This window comes from Curtobacterium sp. MCLR17_039, from assembly GCF_003234745.1.
Taxonomy (GTDB): domain Bacteria; phylum Actinomycetota; class Actinomycetes; order Actinomycetales; family Microbacteriaceae; genus Curtobacterium; species Curtobacterium flaccumfaciens.
Genome location: NZ_QKTF01000002.1, coordinates 172021 through 190060, shown reverse-complemented (window position 1 = coordinate 190060; position 18040 = coordinate 172021). Strand labels below are relative to the sequence as shown.

Sequence of the window (18040 nt, the reverse complement as noted above, 5' to 3'; positions counted from 1 at the left end):
ATCACGGGCCGGTCGTCCCGCACGCGACCGGGAAGAGGCCTCGATGACCATCGGCACCGGGAACGCGCAGCTCGAACTCGCCCGCGGCGGCGACGCACCCGCCCCACGGACCCTGTTCGACGTCCTGGCGGCGACCGCGGCGACCCACCCGGACGCGACCGCCCTCGAGGACCCCGCCGGCAGCGTCGACTACGCCGCCCTGCTCGACCTCGTGCGCGCGCAGGCCGACGACCTGGCCCGCCGCGGTGTCCGACGGGGCGACCGGGTCGGGGTGCGGATCCCCTCCGGCGGGCGCGACCTGTACCTGTCGATCCTCGCCGTCCTCGCCGCCGGAGCGGCGTACGTGCCGGTCGACGCCGACGACCCCGAGGAGCGCGCCACCCTGGTGTTCGGCGAAGCCGGTGTCGTCGGGGTGATCGGCGCGGGCGGCGTCCTGCGCGACCGCGACGGCACGGAGCTGCCGGTGACGGACCCTGCGGCGAGCGCCGAGCTCCCGCGCGAGACCGACGACGCGTGGATCATCTTCACGTCGGGTTCGACGGGTGTGCCGAAGGGTGTGGCGGTCACCCACCGCAGTGCTGCGGCGTTCGTGGACGCCGAGGCGCGGATGTTCCTGCAGGCGGCGCCGATCGGTCCGGGTGACCGGGTGCTGGCGGGGCTGAGCGTGGCGTTCGACGCGTCGTGCGAGGAGATGTGGTTGGCGTGGGGGCACGGTGCCGCGTTGGTGCCGGCGCCCCGGTCGTTGGTGCGGACGGGGGTGGACCTGGGGCCGTGGCTCATCGCGCACACGATCACGGTGGTGTCGACGGTGCCGACGCTGGCGGCGTTGTGGCCGGACGATGCGCTGGAGCAGGTGCGGCTGGTGATCTTCGGCGGTGAGGCGTGCCCGCCGGAGTTGGCGGCGCGCATCGCGAGTCGTGACCGTGAGGTGTGGAACACGTACGGTCCGACCGAGGCGACGGTGGTGGCGTGCGGGTCCCTGCTCGACGGGAGCCAGCCGATCCGGATCGGGTTGCCGCTGGACGGGTGGGACCTTGCCGTGGTGGACGGCGCCGGACGACGGGTGGAGCCGGGCGGCGTCGGTGAGCTCGTGATCGGCGGGGTCGGGCTGGGGCGGTACCTCGACCCGGCGAAGGACGCGGAGAAGTACGCGCCGTTCCCGGAGCTCGGGTGGGAGCGGGCGTACCGGAGCGGGGACCTGGTGCGGTACGAGCCCGAGGGGCTGGTGTTCCAGGGGCGTGCGGACGACCAGGTGAAGCTCGGTGGCCGGCGGATCGAGCTCGGGGAGATCGATGCGGCGCTGCAGGCCCTGGACGACGTGGCGGGTGGTGCCGCGGTGGTGCAGCGGACCCCGGCGGGCAACCAGGTGCTGGTCGGGTACGTGGCCCCGGTGGCCGGGGCGACGGTGGACGTGGCTGCGGCGAACGCCCGGTTGCGGCAGGAGCTGCCGGCGGCGCTGGTGCCGTTGGTGGCCGTGGTGGAGTCGCTGCCGACGCGGACGTCGGGCAAGGTCGACCGTGCGGCGCTGCCGTGGCCGTTGCCGGGCGCCTCGGACGCGGCGATGCTGCCGGACACGGTGGCGTGGATCGCCGAGCGGTGGTCGGCGATCCTGGGGGTGCCGGTGGCGAGCGTCGACGACGACTTCTTCGCGCACGGCGGTGGGTCGTTGACGGCGGCGCAGCTGGTGTCGGCCATCCGCGAGCGGTTCCCGACGACGACGGTGGCGGACGTGTACGACCACCCGCGGATCGGGGCGTTGGCGGCGGCGCTGGACGAGTCCGGCCCGGTCGAGGCGTCGTCGCGTGACGTCACGCCGGTGCCTCCGGCGACGGGGTTGCTGATGACGCTGCTCGGGCTGCCGGTGCAGGTGCTCCGGGGGTTGCGGGTGCTGACGTGGACGGCCCTGGTGGCTGCGGTGCTGCACGCGACGACGCTGCCGTTCCTGCCGGTGCTGCCCTGGCTGGTGCTGGTGCTGGCGATCCTGGTGTTCGTGACGCCGATCGGCAAGATGGCGCTGACGGTGGTGCTGGCGCGGCTGCTGCTCGCCGGGGTCCGGCCGGGGTCGTACGCCCGCGGTGGTTCCGTGCACCTGCGGGTGTGGTTGGCCGAGCGCATCGCCGAGGCGGTCGACGGCCCGTCGACGGCGGGTGCCCCGTGGATCAGCTACTACGCCCGGGCACTCGGTGCGCGGATCGGCAGGGACGTCGACCTGCACACGTTGCCGCCGGTGACGGGGATGCTCACGATCGGCAAGCGTGCGTCGATCGAGCCCGAGGTCGACCTGGCCGGGCACTGGCTCGACGGCGACGTGTTCCACCTGGGGCACGTCCGTGTCGACGAGGACGCCGTGGTGCGCAGCCGGACGACGCTGCTGCCGGGGGCGCACGTCGGTGCGGGTGCCGAGATCACGGCGGGTTCCGCCGTCGGCGGCCCGGTGCCCGCGGGCGAACGCTGGGCGGGGGCGCCTGCGGAGCGCACCGGGTCGGCTCGTGACGACCGGGAGGCCCGCCCAGCGACCCGACGACGCTGGCTGCTCGCGTACGGGGCCGGGTCCCTGGCCGTGGCCGGGTTGCCGGTGGTCGGTGTCGCGGTCGGCCTGCTGGTCGCCCTCGCCCTGGTCGGGCGGGCGTCGACCCTCGGCGACGCGCTGCTCCGTGCGCTGGTGACGGTCCCCCTGGCGACGGTCGTCGCCGGTGCGGTGTACGCGCTGCTGGTGGTGGTCTCGGTGCGGCTGCTCGGCATCGGGCTGCACGAGGGGCGGCACCCGGTGCGCTCCCGGATCGGCTGGCAGGTGTGGTCGACCGAGCGGGTGCTCGACGCGGCGCGCACCCTGCTGTTCCCGCTGTACGCCTCGCTCGTGACGCCGGTGTGGCTGCGGCTGCTCGGTGCCCGGGTCGGTCGGGACACCGAGATCTCGACGGTGCTGCTCATACCGGCGTTGACGCAGATCGCGTCGGGGGCGTTCCTGGCCGACGACACGATGGTGGCGACGTACGAGCTCGGCGGCGGTCGGGTGCGGATCGGTCGTTCGAAGGTCGGCCGTCGGGCGTTCCTCGGCAACAGCGGGATGACGGGCGCCGGACGCTCGGTGCCGCGCGAGGCCCTGGTGGCGGTGCTGTCCGCGGTGCCGAAGAAGGCCAAGCGCGGGTCGTCGTGGCTCGGGTCGCCCCCGGTGCGGCTGCGGCGTGCGGCGACGGAGTTCGACGAGGCGCGCACGTTCCGTCCGTCCAGGCGCCTCAAGGTCGCCCGCGGCTGCTGGGAGCTGCTGCGCCTGGTGGCCCCGATGGTCTCCGCCGCCATCGCGCTCGGCGTGGCCGGAGCCCTGCTGGCGCTGTGGTCGGTGGTCGGGATCGGGTGGACGGTGCTGCTCGCCGGGCCGGTGCTCATCGCCGCCGGTGCGGTCGCCGCCGTGGTGTCGACGATCGCGAAGTGGGCGTTCGTCGGCCGGATCACGGCCCGGGAGCACCCGCTGTGGTCGTCGTTCGTGTGGCGCAACGAGGTGCAGGACACGTTCGTCGAGACCGTCGCGCGCCCCTGGTTCGCCGAGCAGGCCACCGGCACCCCCGCGCTGGCCGTCTGGCTCCGGAGCCTCGGTGCGACGATCGGCCGCGGCACCTGGCTCGAGACGTACTGGCTGCCCGAGGCCGACCTGGTCACCATCGGCTCCGGGGCGTCGGTGGCGCGGGGCACGGTCGTGCAGACGCACCTGTTCCACGACCGCGTGATGCAGCTCGACACCGTCCGGATCGACGCGGGTGCGACCCTCGGGCCGCACAGCGTGGTCCTGCCGGCGGCCGGCATCGGTGCCGGGGCGACCGTCGGGCCGTCCTCGCTCGTGATGCGCGGTGAGCAGGTGCCGACGGGTTCCCGCTGGTCCGGCAACCCGATCGCTCCGTGGACATCGGCAGCACCGTCGGTGACCGCCCCACCGGCGCCATGAGGTTGACTGTCCCCGTGCCCTCCGATCCCGCCGCAGACCCGTACACCCCGCACAGCGGCGACCGACGGTGGAGCGCCGAGCACTACGAGCTCCGTCTCGACTACCGCGTCGCCACGAACCGCCTGGACGGCACCGCCACGATCACCGCGCGCGCCCTCGAGCCGCTCGACAAGGTCGTGATCGACCTGCACGGGCTCACGGTCGACCGGGTCGACGTCGACGGACGCCGGGCGAAGAAGGTCTCGACCGCGACGCACAAGGTGACCGTCACCCCGGCCGACCCCATCGCCGCCGACACCGTGTTCAGCGTGCACCTGCGGTACCGCGGCACCCCGCACCCCGTCCGGAGCGCGTGGGGGCAGCTCGGCTGGGAAGAACTGTCCGACGGCGTCATCGTCGCCGCGCAGCCCACGGGAGCGCCGTCGTGGTTCCCGTGCAACGACCGCCCCGACGACAAGGCCACGTACCGGATCGAGATCGCGGCCGAGGCGGCGTACGACGTCCTGGCGAACGGGGAGCTGCTCGCCAAGGAGCGCGACCGCGTCGGCACCCGCTGGACCTACGCCACCACCGAGCCGATGGCGACCTATCTGGCGACCGTCCAGATCGGCCGGTACCGCACCACGAAGCTGCGCACGAGCGGGGTCCCCGTCACGCTGCACCACCCCGCCGACCTCGCCGCCGCCGCGAAGACCGACTTCGGCCAGGTGCCGGAAATGCTCGCGCTGTTCGGTGACCGGTTCGGCCCGTACCCGTTCGCGGCGTACGGCGTCGTGGTGACCGACGACGACCTGGAGATCCCGCTCGAGGCCCACGGTCTGGCGGTGTTCGGCCGGAACCACGTCGACGGCGAACACGGCACCGACCGCCTCATCGCCCACGAGCTCGCCCACCAGTGGTTCGGCAACTCCGTCACGGTCACCCGGTGGCAGGACATCTGGCTGCACGAGGGGTTCGCCTGCTACGCGGAGTGGCTGTGGTCCGAGGACCGCGGCGACGACACCGCCGACCAGCTGGCCGAGCGGTACCGGCAGGGACTGCTCGAGCAGCCGGAGGACCTGGTGATCGGTGACCCGGGCGCGAAGGACATGTTCGACGACCGCGTCTACAAGCGCGGCGCCCTCGCCCTGCACGCCGTCCGCCGCACGATCGGCGACGACGCCTTCTTCACCGGGCTGCGGAGCATCACCGAGCGGCACCGGCACGGATCCGTCACCGTGCCCGACGTGCTCCGTGCGTTCGCGGACGCCACCGGCCGCTCCGCCGCGGACGTCCGGGCGATGACCGGACCCTGGATCGACGAGGCGTCCGTGCCGGCGCTGCCGGCGCCGCGCGTCGACTAGCGGGCTCCCGCCGCGCACGACGACCAGCTCGCCGTGCAATATCGTCGAACGGGGCGGCCGTTGGTGAGCGGCCGGTGAAGGGGGACACGCTCGTGAGGCAGACCAAGGCGGGACGGGCTGACAGCGTCGTCGAGTTCTGGCGGATGTTGGAGCTGTTCAGCCCGCAACCGATACCGAAACGCCGTGGCCCGGGTGTCTCGGAGTGGACTCCAGGCAAGCGTCTCCCGTGGGAGTCCCGCCCTGACGATGATCGGGACCTCGTCCAGCACCACGTCGTCTACCTCGGTCCCTACCCACTCGCAGGCATCTACGACTGGCTGCATCAGGCGTTCTCCGACGCTCAGGATGCCTTCGATTCACGGCCACCTGGGGAGAGCGCTTGCGCGGCACTCGTGGTCGACGAACACGGATCACTGGTACCAGGCTCGCCGACACTGTCGTCAGCGCTCTGGGCCGTCGGACGTATCAGGGCCGGCGACGATCGGCCATCGGAGTGGGTCGAGGCGTTCTCGCCGGCCGCGGAGCAGTTCACGGAACGCGTGACGGATCTCGTCGGCGAGGATGAGGACGACGGAACCACGCCGATCATCGGCGCCACGGCGATGCGCGAACTCCTCGAGGCCGCACATGCGAGTGCCGGCGTCACCGGACTCTCACGACTCGCAGGGCAGGACGTCCGTATCCGAAGTGTGCCGGTGAAGCGGGCAGCGCCGGACCAAACGGTCGACTCCGACTTCCTCAACAGTTTCTTCCTCGGAGACCTCACCGTCGTCCGGAATGCGGTGGACGCTGGTGACGTCGGGGCAGCGCTCAGGTCGTACCTCACACCAGACGGCGCAGTGGACGAGGAGTCGCGACACGACGTAGCGGCCGATGTCCAGGCCGAGAACGACATGCTGGGTCCCTCGAAGATCCCACTCGGCCGGTGGCCGGCGTCGGCGACACACCACCTTGCGCGCAGTCAGCAGTTCGCCGTCAACCATCTGTTCGACGCTCTCGGGGACACAGGCGGAACCCGCGGTGTGAACGGCCCGCCGGGCACCGGGAAGACCACGATGCTCAGGGACGTCCTGGCGGGCAACGTCGTCGAGCGGGCCCGCACGCTCTCCCGCTTGCCAGACCCGAGTGCTGCTTTCTCACCGACCACGCACAGGTGGACGGCAGACCAGTACACCATGAGCGTTCCCGCCCTGATCCCGAGTCTCACCGGGTACGAGATGGTCGTGACGTCCGCGAACAACGCCGCCGTCGAGAACGTCTCCGAAGAACTCCCGTCGAGCGATGCCCTCGGCGAAGAGTTCGGAGACGCTGAGTACTTCGCGGACATCGCCACTTCCCTGCTGGACAAGCGGAAGGCGCCCGACAAGGACCCGCAGGCGTGGGGCCTCGTCGCCGCGAAACTCGGGAACAAGAAGAACCGGGGGCGATTCCACTCTGCATTCTGGTTCGGCGCCCGTGACGGCTCACGTCCCGGGCTCCAGGACATCCTGAAAGCGGTCAAGAACGGTGAGCGTGAACCGGCCGACTGGGCTCGGGCTCGCGAGGAGTTCAAAGCCGCTGAAGGCCTCGTCCAACGGCTCCTCGAGGAACGAGCCGCGGCAGCCCGACGGATCGCCGATCTCGAGTCCACGACTGCTTCCCTCCGCAGCCTCCGCGACCAGGAAGAGCGATCGCTGCACCAGCTCCGGCGCGCGCGGACAGCAGTTGCGGAACGGCAAGCCGTTCTCGAAGCTGCGCAACGACGTCAGTCCGAAGTGCAGCAGCGTCTGTATTCAATCATCGCGTTGCGTCCCGGTTGGGTGGAGGCACTCCTGACTCTCGGAAGGGCACCACGCGAGTGGCGAAGTCAGGTCACTCCCGTGGTGGCGGAGCAGACGCAACGTCGACGGGAAGTGGGGTCCGCCGACGTTGAGCACGCAAGTGCACAGCACACCGCCACGGTCTCTGACGAGCAACTCGGGGCAGTCCGCACCGCCATGGCGGATACGCAGACGACCGCCGACTCCCTCGCCTCCCTCTGTTCCGAGGATCGCACCCGGTACGGAGACGCGTACCCGCTCGACGACACCTCCGTGGACCGCTTCCACACGCGAGCACCGTGGCTCGACCCCGAGCTCGACCGTGCACGCTCGATGCTCTTCCTCCAGGCTCTGCGGCTGCATCGGGCCTGGTTGGAGAACACTGTCGACAAGACGCTGCCAGGGTTGCGCGCCGCCGTGTCGGTCGTCGCCGGAAGCGCACCAGCGGGGCTTTCACCAGAAGCCGCGAAGGCTGCCTGGCAGCTCTTCTTCATGGTGGTCCCGATGGTGTCGACCACGTTCGCGTCGATCAGTCGGATGTTCGGTGCACTCGGATCGGAAGCCCTCGGCTGGCTGCTCATCGACGAAGCGGGACAGGCCTGTCCTCAGTACGCGGTCGGGGCCATCTGGCGTGCACGGCGAGTACTCGCAGTAGGCGATCCGTTGCAGCTCACGCCCGTGGTCACGATGCCGGCCAAGGCACAGCGTGACATCGCCACCGCGTTCGGCCTGACCTCCCTGTGGATCCCACCCGCAGCCTCGGTGCAGACGCTCGCAGATCGGGTCTCACCGTTCGGCACCACCTTGGCCGTCGGAGACGACGACAAATGGGTCGCGGCGCCCCTCCGCGTGCACCGGCGGTGTGACGACCCGATGTTCTCGTTGTGCAATCGGATCGCGTACGGCGGCCTCATGGTGAGCGCTGTCCACCGTTCACTCAAGGGTCCTAGCGGTCCCGATCGCTTCGACGGCACGGCCGGCCCGATCATCGCGAGCAGCTACTGGGCGGACACCCCCGCAGAGACTCCTGGTTCGCATCTGCAGGAGCGAGAGTTCGAGCGCCTCGGGCTTGCCATGGAGTACCTGCAGACGCACGGCGTCGCCGCACACGAAGTCATCGCGGTCTCACCCTTCCGCGCCGTCGCGAATCGTCTCGAGAGCTTTTCGAGGGACTACCCCGGTATGCATGGTGGGACCGTGCACACCGCCCAGGGCCGCGAGGCTGAGGTCGTGTTCCTCGTGCTCGGAGGCGATCCTGATGCACCCGGCGCGAAGGCGTGGGCATCGGAATCGGTGAACCTCGTGAACGTCGCCGTCAGCAGAGCAAAGCGGCGGCTGTACGTCATCGGTGATCGCACTGCGTGGGCCGAGTTCCCGTTCTTCCGCGACCTCGCCGCCTCGCTCGGCTAGCCCGTCAGGCGATGTCCGCGGAGTCCGCCGGGTCGCAGCTGACCTCGGACCACACCGCGTCGAGCGACAGTCCGACCACGCTCGCGACCGACGCGATCGTCGAGAACGCCGGCGTCGCGATGCGGCCGGTCTCGATCTTCCGGAGCGTCTCCGGCGAGATCCCCGCGGCCAGGGCGGTGTCCACGATCGATCGCGGACCACGGGCACGACGGAGCAGCGCACCGAGGCGACGACCGCGCGCGACCTCGTCGGGGCGGAGTGGGAGACGGACCATGACCACATAGTAATACCGGTATGATCATCCGCGTGATCGAGATCCTGACCCCCGCCGAGGTCGACAAGGGCCGCGCCACCGGAGCCCTCGTCGGCACGATCCTGCAGACCCTGCGCGAACGCACCCGCGTCGGCACGAACCTGCTCGAGATCGACCGGTGGGCGAAGCAGATGATCGAGGCCGCCGGTGCCGACTCCTGCTACGTCGACTACGCACCCTCGTTCGGCCGTGGTCCGTTCGGCCACCACATCTGCACGGCCGTGAACGACGCCGTGCTGCACGGGCTGCCGCACGATCAGGTGCTGCACGACGGGGACCTGCTCACCCTCGACCTCGCGGTGTCCCTGGACGGCATCGCCGCCGACGCCGCGATCAGCTTCGTCGTCGGCACCCCGCGCCCCGAGGACCTCGCCCTCATCGACGCCACCGAACGCGCGCTGGCCGCGGGCATCGCCGCCGCCGGACCGGGCGCCCGCATCGGTGACCTGTCCCACGCGATCGGCACCGTCCTCGAAGCCGCGGGCTACCCGGTGAACGTCGAGTTCGGCGGACACGGCATCGGCTCGACCATGCACCAGGACCCGCACGTGTCGAACACCGGGCGCCCCGGCCGCGGCTACACGCTGCGGCCCGGACTCCTGCTCGCGCTCGAACCGTGGGTGATGGCGGACACCGACGTCCTGGTCACCGACGCCGACGGGTGGACGCTGCGGAGTGCCACCGGAGCGCGGACCGCCCACACCGAGCACACCATCGCGATCACCGAGGACGGCGCCGAGGTGCTCACGCTCCCCCGCTGACCGTCCCGACGACCTCGACGGACAGGCCACCCGCCGCGACGACGAGCACCACGTCCGGCGCGGGGGACAGCACGGTGAGCGGTTGTCCGACACCCTCGAACACGGCGGTGCCGGCGGCCACGTCGACCTCCACCGCGAGCGGGTCGACGCGCAGCCCGCGACCGTCGCGTTTCAGCACGGCCTCCTTGGCCGCCCACGCGGTGGCGAGGATCGCCGGGTCCCCGTCGGCGCGACGGAGTTCGTCCGGGGTGAAGGCGTCGAGCGGTGCGGCGGCGACCCGCGACACCCGTTCGACGTCGACGCCGAGCGCCGACGGCCCCACCGCGAGGGCGACGACCCCCGGTGCGCGCGCCAGGCTCACGCCGACCACTGTGCCCGCGACGCTCGCCCACGGACGACCGTGGTCGGTCCCCGCGCAGTGCGGGCAGACGCGCCCCGCGCGCACCGCAACCGGCTCGACGCCGGTCGCCGACGCGACGGCGGCGACCAGGGCCTCCCGGTCGTCCGCGCGGTCAGCAGCCGGCGTCCGGAGCGTCACCGTGACGGTCTGGAGGCGCGACCCACCGGCCGGGGCAGCGCCCGTCGGTCGTGTGGTCGCGCCCAGAGCGGATCAGGCGTGCGTCAGCGCGATGAGCGCGACGTTCATGGTGCTGTACTGCCCCTCGGAGCGGGTCGCCTGGCGGACTCGTCCGCGCAGGACCTCGTAACGGCCGTCGTGCTCGCGCACGAAACCGATCACCCCCGTCGCCGGAGTCGACACCCGGTGGTAGCCGTCCTCGAGCGGGACGACCTCGGTGCTCGTGGTGCGTTCCATCGTTCTTCCCCTTCCGTTCATCCTCGAACAGTGGCGCCAGCATACCCCGGTACGGGGGACAAGACGTCCACAGGAAGCACGGTCCGGAGCGTTCCCCCAGAGTCTGGCGGTGCCCCTGCGTGGCCTGGATAGACTCCGGGCGACAGCGCCTCGTGGCGCGGTCCGGTGCGGTGCCACGGGGTACCGACCGGCGACGGACGGAGGACGGATGCGAGCGGTCCAGCACGGATCGGGCACGGACGGATCGAGCGGGCGAAGGGGGACAACGCGGCTGTGGAGCCGTGTGACGGCGGCCCTGGTCGCGATGCTCATCGTCCTGGCTCCGGCAGCGACCGCACACGCCACGGCGCCCGTCGACCTGGGCGGCGCGTACGTCCTCGACGAGGCCGACGCGCTGACCGCCTCCCAGCAGTCGAAGGTCGAGCAGGCCGTGCAGGACCTGTACTCCGAGACCCAGACGCAGCTGTTCGTCGTGTTCGTGCCGTCCTTCACCGACCCCACCGACCACACCGAGTGGGGCCGGGCCGTGATGGAGCAGAACCAGATCGACACCGACGGCATCCTGCTCTCGGTCGCGGTCGACGAGCGCAACTACGACGTCCAGCAGACGAACGAGACCGCGATCTCCTCGTCCGACGTGGAGAACGCCGTCAACGACGCGCTGCTCCCCGAGCTCAAGCAGGGCGACTGGTCCGGCGCCGCCGTGGCCTTCGCCGACGGGCTGACCCAGTCGCAGGCCCCGGCGGACCTCACCTGGCTGTGGATCCTGCTGCTCGTCGTGGTCGTCGGGCTCATCGTCGTGGTCCTGGTCATCCGGACCCGGAACAAGCGCCGCACCGCCGCAGCGACCGAGGCGCAGGAGGCCTCGCTCGCCGACCTCGAACGCACCGCCGGCGGCGCCCTCGTCACCATCGACGACGAACTCCGCACCGCCGAGCAAGAGGTCGGGTTCGCGAGCGCGCAGTTCGGCCCGGACGCCGCCAAGCCCTTCGCCGACGCCGTGCAGGCCGCCCAGCGCGAGGTCCGCAAGGCCTTCACGATCCGGCAGCAGCTCGACGACGAGATCCCCGACACCCCCCAGCAGCGCGCCGAGTGGGCGAACCAGATCATCGTGATCTGCGAACGGGCGCACGCCGCGATCGAGGAGCAGACCGAGGCGTTCGACCAGCTCCGGTCGCTCGAGGACGGCATCGAGGACGCGGCCGCGTCGCTCGCCCAGGCGGTGGCCGCCGCACCGGCTTCGGTCGGAGCCGCCGCCGCCGCACTCGACCGCGTCCGCGCCCGCTACACCGGCCGCACCCTCGCCACCGTGGCGAACAACGTCGACCAGGCCCACCAGGTGCTCGCCTTCGCCACCGAACGCTCGAACGCCGCCACCGCCTCCATCGCCGCCGGCGACAAGGGCGAGGCGGTCGTCGCCGTGCGCGACGCCCAGCACGCGCTCGCCCAGGTGCAGCAGCTCACCGACGGCGCACTCGCCGCCGAGCAGTCCTTCGACGAGGCCACCGCCCGCGCCGAGGCGATGCGCATCGACATCCAGGGCGACGTCGCCGCCGCCCGCAGCCTGCGCTCGGGCGGCCCGGACCTCGCCGCCGCGGTCACCCGCGCCGAGGCCGTGCTCCGCCAGGGGCTCGACCCGAAGGACCCCGTGGCCGCCGTCGACGCGCTGACCCGGGCGAACACCGAGATCGACCAGGCCATCGCCGCGGCACGGGGTGCCGAGGAACAGCGTCAGCGCGCCACCCAGGCGCTCGACGCGGCCCTGCGCGACGCCCGGAACCGGATCAGCCAGGCTCGCGACTACGTCTCCCTGCACCGCGGCGGCATCGGCCCGACCGCCCGGACCCGGCTGTCCGAGGCCCAGCGTGCCTACGACGACGCCGTCGAGCTCGCCCCGAGCAACCCCGGCCAGGCACTCAACGCCGCCCGCGCGGCCGAGCAGTACGCCGCCGCAGCGATGGACGCCGCCAACGACGACCTCGGCGGCTGGGGTGGCGGCCAGGGCGGTGGCGGTGGTGGTGCCCAGCTCGGTGGCCTGGTCACCGGACTCGTCCTCGGCGGCCTGCTCGGCGGTCGCGGCGGCAGCTACGGCGGCGGCTTCTTCGGCGGCGGCCGCTTCTGACGGGCACGCTCCCCCGCTCCCGACACGACCGGACCCGACCGGAGCTGACCCGGCCTCCGGCACCCAGAACCAGACACGACCCGACAACACCGTCCACAGGACTTCCACGAAAGGGAACAGCAATGGCCAAGCAGACCATCTTCGGACGCATCTCCACCCTCGTGCGCGCGAACATCAACCAGATCATCGACGACGCCGAGGACCCGCAGAAGATGCTGGACCAGCTCGTCCGCGACTACACGAACAACATCGCCGACGCGAAGACCGCGATCGCGCAGACCATCGGCAACGTGCGCCTGCTCGAGCAGGACCACGAAGAGGACAAGAAGGCCGCCCTCGAGTGGGGCCAGAAGGCCGCCAACGCCTCCGCCGCCGCCGACAAGTACCGCTCCGAGGGCAAGTCGGCCGAGGCGGACAAGTTCGACAACCTCGCCAAGATCGCGATCGGCAAGCAGATCGCCGCCGAGCAGGAGGTCAAGGACGCGGAGCCGAACCTGGCGTCGCAGAACGAGGCCGTCGAGAAGCTCAAGACCGGTCTCGCCGGCATGGAGCAGAAGCTCGAGCAGCTCCGCGCGAAGCGGGACAACCTCGTCGCCCGCTCGAAGACCGCCGAGGCGCAGTCCCGCGTCAACGACGCCCTCGGCAACATCGACGTGCTCGACCCGACGAGCGACCTCGGCCGCTTCGAGGAGAAGGTCCGCCGCGAAGAGGCGAAGGTGCTCGGCCAGCAGGAGCTGCAGTCGTCCAGCCTCGACGCCCAGTTCGAGAGCCTCGAGGACGTCGGCAAGGACGCCGAGGTCGAGGCACGGCTCGCCGCGCTGAAGTCCGGCGGATCCTCGAGCATCTGACGAACGCCCTGACGACGCCGGACCCCAGCTGACAGACTGAGACGATGCACTTCCTCGTGGTCGGTCAGTGGCAGGGTTCGGCGTCGTCGCGCGCGATGCGGCTCGGGGACGGCGCGTCGGCGATCGCGGCCGACCTCCCCCGGGCGTCCACCACCGTGGTCGACGTCCCGGCCGGAGCGGGTGACCGCCTCGAGACCGCCGTCGCCCGCTACACCTCGGTGCTCGCCGTCGCCGAACGCGTCGCCGAGGAAACCGCCGTCGCCACCGAACCGGTGCTCGTCGTCGGCGGTGACGGCGCCAGTGTCCTCGGCGCGACCGCCGCCCTCGCACCGGACACCGCGTTCGTCCGCATCTCCGGGTCCAGCGGGTACCGCGCGCTCAACCGAGCCCAGCCCGTCGCCGCCGAGACCGCCGCCCTGCGCCTGCTGGTCGACCGCCCCGACGACCTGTTCCCCGGCCTGCCCGTGGTGCCGGCGTCCTCGGTCGTCGTCGCCGGGGTCCGCGGGGTCGAGGACGCCGAACGGGCCGCCCTCGACAAGGCCGGGATCGTGCACCTCGACGTCGACGCCGCCACCCCGGACGCCCTCGCCGCAGCGGTCGAGCGGACCGGTGCCGCCTCGGTCTTCGTGCACGTCGACCTCGACGTCCTCGACCCGTCCGAGGTTGACGGACTCCTCGAACCCGTCCCGTTCGGCCTCGACGGTGCAGCGCTCGTCGAGCGCATCCAGGCCGCGACGCGCGGCCGCCGCCTCGTCGGCGCCGCACTCACCGGATTCGCCCCCGTCGACCCGGACCGGGCGGTGGACGACCTCGGCGTGATCCTGCGCGTCGTCGGAGCGGTGACCAGCGCCTCCCGGGTGGGCTGACCACGGGCACGACGCGACCGGCGGACCCCCTGCCGGTCCGCGTACGCTCGGCAGCATGACGGACTACGACCTCATCGTGATCGGAGCCGGCGCTGTCGGCGAGAACGTGGCGGACTACGCCAGGAAGCGCGACCTTTCGGTCGCGATCGTGGAGGCCGAGCTCGTCGGCGGCGAGTGCTCCTACTGGGCGTGCATGCCCTCGAAGGCGCTCCTGCGCAGTGGACACGCCCTGGCCGCCGCCAAGCGGCTCGACGGTGCGAAGCAGGCCGTGACCGGCACGCTCGACGCCGCACACGTGCTCGCCCGCCGCAACTCGTTCACCTCCGACTGGAAGGACGACAGCCAGGTCTCGTGGCTCGAGTCCGCCGGCATCGACCTGATCCGCGGGCACGCCCGCATCACCGGCCCGAAGACCATCGACGTCGACGGCGAGACGCACACCGCGCGCGCCGCCGTCGCGGTCGTCACCGGTTCCCTGCACACGCTGCCCCCGGTGCCCGGTCTCGCCGAGGCGAAGCCGTGGGGCACCCGCGAGGGCACCAGCGCCCAGCAGGTCCCCGAGAGCCTGCTCGTCATCGGCGGCGGCGTCTCCGGCTCCGAGCTCGCAACCGCGTGGGCATCCCTCGGCGCGAAGGTCACCCTCGTCGCCCGGCACGGTCTGCTCGGCGGCATGGAGCCCTTCGCCGGGGAACTCGTTGCCGACTCCCTGCGCGAACTCGGCGTCGACGTCCGCACCGGCGTCAACCCGGTCCGGGTCGACCGCGACGAGCACGGTCTCGTCACCACGGAGCTCGACGACGGCACCACGGTCATCACGAGTGAGGTGCTCGCCGCCACCGGCCGCGCCGCCCACACGCGTGACCTCGGGCTCGAGACCGTCGGCCTGACCGCGGGCGACTGGCTCGACGTCGACGACACCATGCTCGTGCACGGCACCGACTGGCTGTACGCCGTGGGTGACGTCAACCACCGTGTCCTGCTCACCCACCAGGGCAAGTACCAGGCGCGCGCCGCCGGCGAGGCGATCGCCGCCCGGTACCAGGGCACGCCGCTGCACACCGAGCCGTGGGGTGCACACGTCGCCACCGCCGACCACGCCGCCTCGCCGCAGGTCACCTTCACCGATCCCGAGGTCGCGAGCGTCGGCCTGACCGAGGCGAAGGCCCGCGAGCAGGGGCTGAACGTCCGCGCGGTCGAGTACGACCTCGGTGCGATCGCCGGGTCCTCCCTGCAGGCCGACGGTTACACGGGCCGCGCGAAGATGGTCGTCGACGAGGACCGCGGGGTCGTCGTGGGCGTCACGTTCGTCGGCCAGGACGTCGCCGAGATGCTGCACGGCGCCACCGTCGCCGTCGTGGGCGAGGTCCCGATCGACCGCCTGTGGCACGCGGTGCCGGCCTACCCGACGATGAACGAGATCTGGCTCCGCCTGCTCGAGACGTACGGCCGCCCGGCCTGAGCGTGCGCAACCCGCTGCTCGACTCCCCCGTGTCCCGTGCGGGGTGGGTGTTCGCGACCGCCGTCGGGCTCGCCGTGGGCGTCCCCCTGTCGACCGGGCGGATCCGGGTGGAGGACGGGCTCGTGGTCTGCACGGGGCTGCCGCGCTGGGTCTTCCGGCGCGGCGGCACCTGCGTCGGTTCGGTGTACCTGACCCGCGACAACGACGGCCCGCGGGTGCTCCGGCACGAGCGGGTGCACGTCGAGCAGTGGCGCCGGTACGGCATGCTCATGCCGCTGCTCTACGCCGTCGCCGGGCGGGATCCCCTGCGGAACCGGTTCGAGGTCGAGGCTGGCCTGGAGGACGGCGGCTACCGCTGACGGGTGCGGCGGGTGCGGTGCGGGTGCGGGGGCGGCGTGGGTGCGGGTGCGGGTGCGACCTCGGCGGACGTGTCGGCCGGCGGCTCGGTCGGTCACAACACCCCGCCGGGAGCGCGGCGAGCGGTCGCAGACGGTCGCCTGCGGCGCCGCCAACCGACAGTTTGTGACCACTCGGCGCCCGGGCCACGACGTGTCGTGACCACTCGGCGGCAGGCCCGCCAAACGGTGGCGGGCCCAGCCCAGCCCAGCCAGGCGGCGGCAGCGCCGCCCGCGCGTCAGGCCGCGCGCCGCCGCGGCACCACGAGCGGCGTGCCGGTCTCGGGGTCGGGGACGACGACGCACGGCAGGCCGAAGACGTCCTCGACGAGGTCCGCGGTGAGCACCGACGCCGGCTTCCCCGCCGAGACGATCGCCCCGTCGCGCATCGCGATGACGTGGGTGGCGTAGCGCGCAGCCTGGTTCAGGTCGTGCAGCACCGCGACGACCGTGCGACCGGCGGCGTGCAGCGTGGAGGCCAGTTCGAGCACGTCGTACTGGTGCGCGATGTCGAGGAACGTCGTCGGCTCGTCGAGCAGCACGATGTCGGTCTGCTGCGCGAGGACCATCGCGATCCACACCCGCTGCCGCTGCCCGCCGGAGAGCTCGTCGACGCTCCGGTCCGCCAGTTCCACCGTCTCGGTCTGCTCGAGTGCGGCCTGCACGGCCTGCCGGTCGGACCCGGACGAGGGGTGCAGCAGGTCCTGGTGCGGGAACCGGCCCCGGGACACGAGGTCACGCACGGTGATGCCGTCGGGGGCGATCGGGGTCTGCGGGAGCATCCCGACCCGCCGGGCGACGGCCTTCGGGCGGTACGAGTCGATCGGCGCCCCGTCGAGGAACACCGTGCCGGCTCGCGGCTTCAGGGTGCGGGCGAAGGACTTCAGCAGCGTCGACTTGCCGCAGGCGTTCGGCCCGACGATGACCGTCAGCTCGCCGTCGGGGATGTCGACGTCGAGCGTGTCCACCACGACCCGGTCGTCGTAGGCCAGGGTCAGCCCGCGGGCCCCGAGCGCGGTGGTCGGGACCGGCCCGAGCGCGGTGCCCGCGTCCGACATCAGTGCTCGGCCTTGCCGTGCCGCCAGTACCCCATGAACGCGACCTGCTTGCGGTCGATGCCGACGCCGCGCACCAGGTGGCGGCGGAGTTCCTTGACACAGCCGGCCTCACCAGCGATCCAGGCGTACACGGGGCGCTCGTCGACCGGGGCGGGGACGTCCCACAGCACCTGCTCGTCGACGTCGACGTCGGTGAGCTCGGCGGCCGGCTCGCACGCGGCGGCGGAGGACGACGGCGCGACGGTGGAGGCCCAGGCGTGCACCTGGTCGGTCATCCGGACCCCGTGGGTGGCGCCGTTGCGGGCGATCCAGCGGACCTCGACCCCGGCGGGCGCGGTGACCGGCAACCGGTCGGCGTCGGTGGGCACCTCGATGAAGACGTGGCCGACGGTCGAGACGTCGAGGGCTTCGAGGATGGCGCAGATGGCCGGTGCGGCGGTCTCGTCCCCGGCGAGCAGGATCCGGTTCGCGTGCCCGGGAGCGAACTCGGCGGCCCCGGTCGGCAGGTCCTCCGGCGACTCGGGGACCCGCGGCCCGACGATGCGCAGCTCGTCACCGACGCGGCAGGCCGACACCCAGCGCGACGCCGGGCCGGTGTCGCCGTGCGCGACGAAGTCGATGTCGAGCTCGCGGGCGTCCGGCCGGAACGAGCGGACCGTGTACGTGCGGAGCGGGTTGCGGGTCTCGTCCGGCAGCGCGCGCCAGGCGGCGTACCAGTCCTCGTCCTCCGGCAGTTCGGAGAAGCCGATGCCGGGCAGCGGCAGCACGATCTTGATCCGCTGGTCGAGACCGACCGAGGAGAAGTCGGCGAGCGCGTCGCCCGTCAGCGTCACCCGGACGAAGTTCGGGGTGAGCGACGTGACGGCGGCCACGCGGACGGAGAAGACGCGATACCGGGTTGCCACGGAATCG

The 18040-nt window shown here is 72.2% G+C and carries 14 protein-coding genes; 9 read left to right on the top strand and 5 right to left on the bottom strand.

The genetic code is table 11. The features are described from left to right. Positions 1 to 43 precede the first annotated feature (43 nt). The 3 genes from DEJ00_RS02850 to DEJ00_RS02840 all read left to right on the top strand — a co-directional run bounded on the left by DEJ00_RS02850 (position 44) and on the right by DEJ00_RS02840 (position 8492). The gene (locus DEJ00_RS02850; protein WP_111056366.1) at positions 44 to 3940 is read left to right on the top strand and encodes a Pls/PosA family non-ribosomal peptide synthetase; all 3897 of its coding nucleotides are present in this window, start codon (positions 44 to 46) and stop codon (positions 3938 to 3940) included. 14 nt (positions 3941 to 3954) lie between these two features. Continuing rightward, positions 3955 to 5283, top strand: a complete 1329-nt coding sequence (locus tag DEJ00_RS02845; RefSeq protein WP_258373507.1) for a M1 family metallopeptidase — start codon at positions 3955 to 3957, stop codon at positions 5281 to 5283. Positions 5284 to 5375: 92 nt separating this feature from the next. Next, positions 5376 to 8492, top strand: coding sequence for a DEAD/DEAH box helicase (locus DEJ00_RS02840; protein WP_258373506.1), 3117 nt, complete (start codon positions 5376 to 5378; stop codon positions 8490 to 8492). A 4-nt stretch (positions 8493 to 8496) separates the two neighbouring features. Here the strand turns inward: DEJ00_RS02840 and DEJ00_RS02835 are convergent, their stop codons facing one another. Continuing rightward, positions 8497 to 8766 carry a helix-turn-helix domain-containing protein gene (locus DEJ00_RS02835; protein ID WP_111056453.1) on the bottom strand — a complete coding sequence of 90 codons (270 nt, stop codon included), beginning with the start codon at positions 8764 to 8766 and terminating at the stop codon, positions 8497 to 8499. Positions 8767 to 8798: 32 nt separating this feature from the next. Between DEJ00_RS02835 and map the strand changes: the two genes are divergently transcribed. Further along, on the top strand, positions 8799 to 9566 hold the full coding sequence (map, locus tag DEJ00_RS02830; protein WP_111056452.1) for a type I methionyl aminopeptidase: 768 nt from the start codon (positions 8799 to 8801) through the stop codon (positions 9564 to 9566). Here the strand turns inward: map and DEJ00_RS02825 are convergent. Then, positions 9550 to 10104: a 4'-phosphopantetheinyl transferase superfamily protein gene (locus DEJ00_RS02825; protein ID WP_181440073.1), complete on the bottom strand. Its 555-nt coding sequence runs from the start codon at positions 10102 to 10104 to the stop codon at positions 9550 to 9552. The two genes, map and DEJ00_RS02825, sit on opposite strands and share 17 nt — an antisense overlap. Before the next feature lie 72 nt (positions 10105 to 10176). Further along, complete coding sequence (locus tag DEJ00_RS02820; RefSeq protein ID WP_017885770.1) at positions 10177 to 10380, bottom strand: hypothetical protein; 204 nt, start codon at positions 10378 to 10380, stop codon at positions 10177 to 10179. 283 nt (positions 10381 to 10663) lie between these two features. Between DEJ00_RS02820 and DEJ00_RS02815 the strand changes: the two genes are divergently transcribed. The 5 genes from DEJ00_RS02815 to DEJ00_RS02795 all read left to right on the top strand — a co-directional run bounded on the left by DEJ00_RS02815 (position 10664) and on the right by DEJ00_RS02795 (position 16034). Further along, complete coding sequence (locus tag DEJ00_RS02815) at positions 10664 to 12502, top strand: TPM domain-containing protein (RefSeq protein WP_181440072.1); 1839 nt, start codon at positions 10664 to 10666, stop codon at positions 12500 to 12502. Between the two features lie 122 nt (positions 12503 to 12624). Next, positions 12625 to 13350 (top strand): PspA/IM30 family protein, encoded by a 726-nt coding sequence (locus DEJ00_RS02810; protein ID WP_027465798.1) that lies wholly within the window; start codon positions 12625 to 12627, stop codon positions 13348 to 13350. Positions 13351 to 13394: 44 nt separating this feature from the next. Further along, the gene (locus DEJ00_RS02805; protein ID WP_027465799.1) at positions 13395 to 14216 is read left to right on the top strand and encodes an arginase family protein; all 822 of its coding nucleotides are present in this window, start codon (positions 13395 to 13397) and stop codon (positions 14214 to 14216) included. 55 nt (positions 14217 to 14271) lie between these two features. Continuing rightward, complete coding sequence (locus tag DEJ00_RS02800; RefSeq protein ID WP_027465800.1) at positions 14272 to 15675, top strand: NAD(P)/FAD-dependent oxidoreductase; 1404 nt, start codon at positions 14272 to 14274, stop codon at positions 15673 to 15675. Between the two features lie 2 nt (positions 15676 to 15677). Then, positions 15678 to 16034, top strand: coding sequence for a Fe-S oxidoreductase (locus tag DEJ00_RS02795; protein WP_175330772.1), 357 nt, complete (start codon positions 15678 to 15680; stop codon positions 16032 to 16034). Positions 16035 to 16309: 275 nt separating this feature from the next. Here DEJ00_RS02795 and DEJ00_RS02790 read toward each other — a convergent pair whose 3' ends face one another. Together DEJ00_RS02790 and DEJ00_RS02785 are read right to left on the bottom strand one after the other, a co-directional pair. Further along, a complete protein-coding gene (locus DEJ00_RS02790) occupies positions 16310 to 17128 on the bottom strand; it encodes an ABC transporter ATP-binding protein (RefSeq protein ID WP_111056362.1) in 819 nt (272 codons plus the stop codon). Next, positions 17128 to 18033 carry a siderophore-interacting protein gene (locus tag DEJ00_RS02785; RefSeq protein ID WP_258373504.1) on the bottom strand — a complete coding sequence of 302 codons (906 nt, stop codon included), beginning with the start codon at positions 18031 to 18033 and terminating at the stop codon, positions 17128 to 17130. The genes DEJ00_RS02790 and DEJ00_RS02785 overlap by 1 nt, the downstream gene beginning before the upstream one ends. Positions 18034 to 18040 lie beyond the last annotated feature (7 nt).

Bases quoted from the DNA above. Each gene is read 5' to 3' on its own strand.
- DEJ00_RS02790 (WP_111056362.1), bottom strand. From the start codon at position 17,128: ATGTCGGACGCGGGCACCGCGCTCGGGCCGGTCCCGACCACCGCGCTC.
- DEJ00_RS02850 (WP_111056366.1), top strand. From the start codon at position 44: ATGACCATCGGCACCGGGAACGCGCAGCTCGAACTCGCCCGCGGCGGC.
- DEJ00_RS02810 (WP_027465798.1), top strand. From the start codon at position 12,625: ATGGCCAAGCAGACCATCTTCGGACGCATCTCCACCCTCGTGCGCGCG.
- DEJ00_RS02800 (WP_027465800.1), top strand. From the start codon at position 14,272: ATGACGGACTACGACCTCATCGTGATCGGAGCCGGCGCTGTCGGCGAG.
- DEJ00_RS02820 (WP_017885770.1), bottom strand. From the start codon at position 10,380: ATGGAACGCACCACGAGCACCGAGGTCGTCCCGCTCGAGGACGGCTAC.
- DEJ00_RS02835 (WP_111056453.1), bottom strand. From the start codon at position 8,766: ATGGTCCGTCTCCCACTCCGCCCCGACGAGGTCGCGCGCGGTCGTCGC.
- DEJ00_RS02805 (WP_027465799.1), top strand. From the start codon at position 13,395: ATGCACTTCCTCGTGGTCGGTCAGTGGCAGGGTTCGGCGTCGTCGCGC.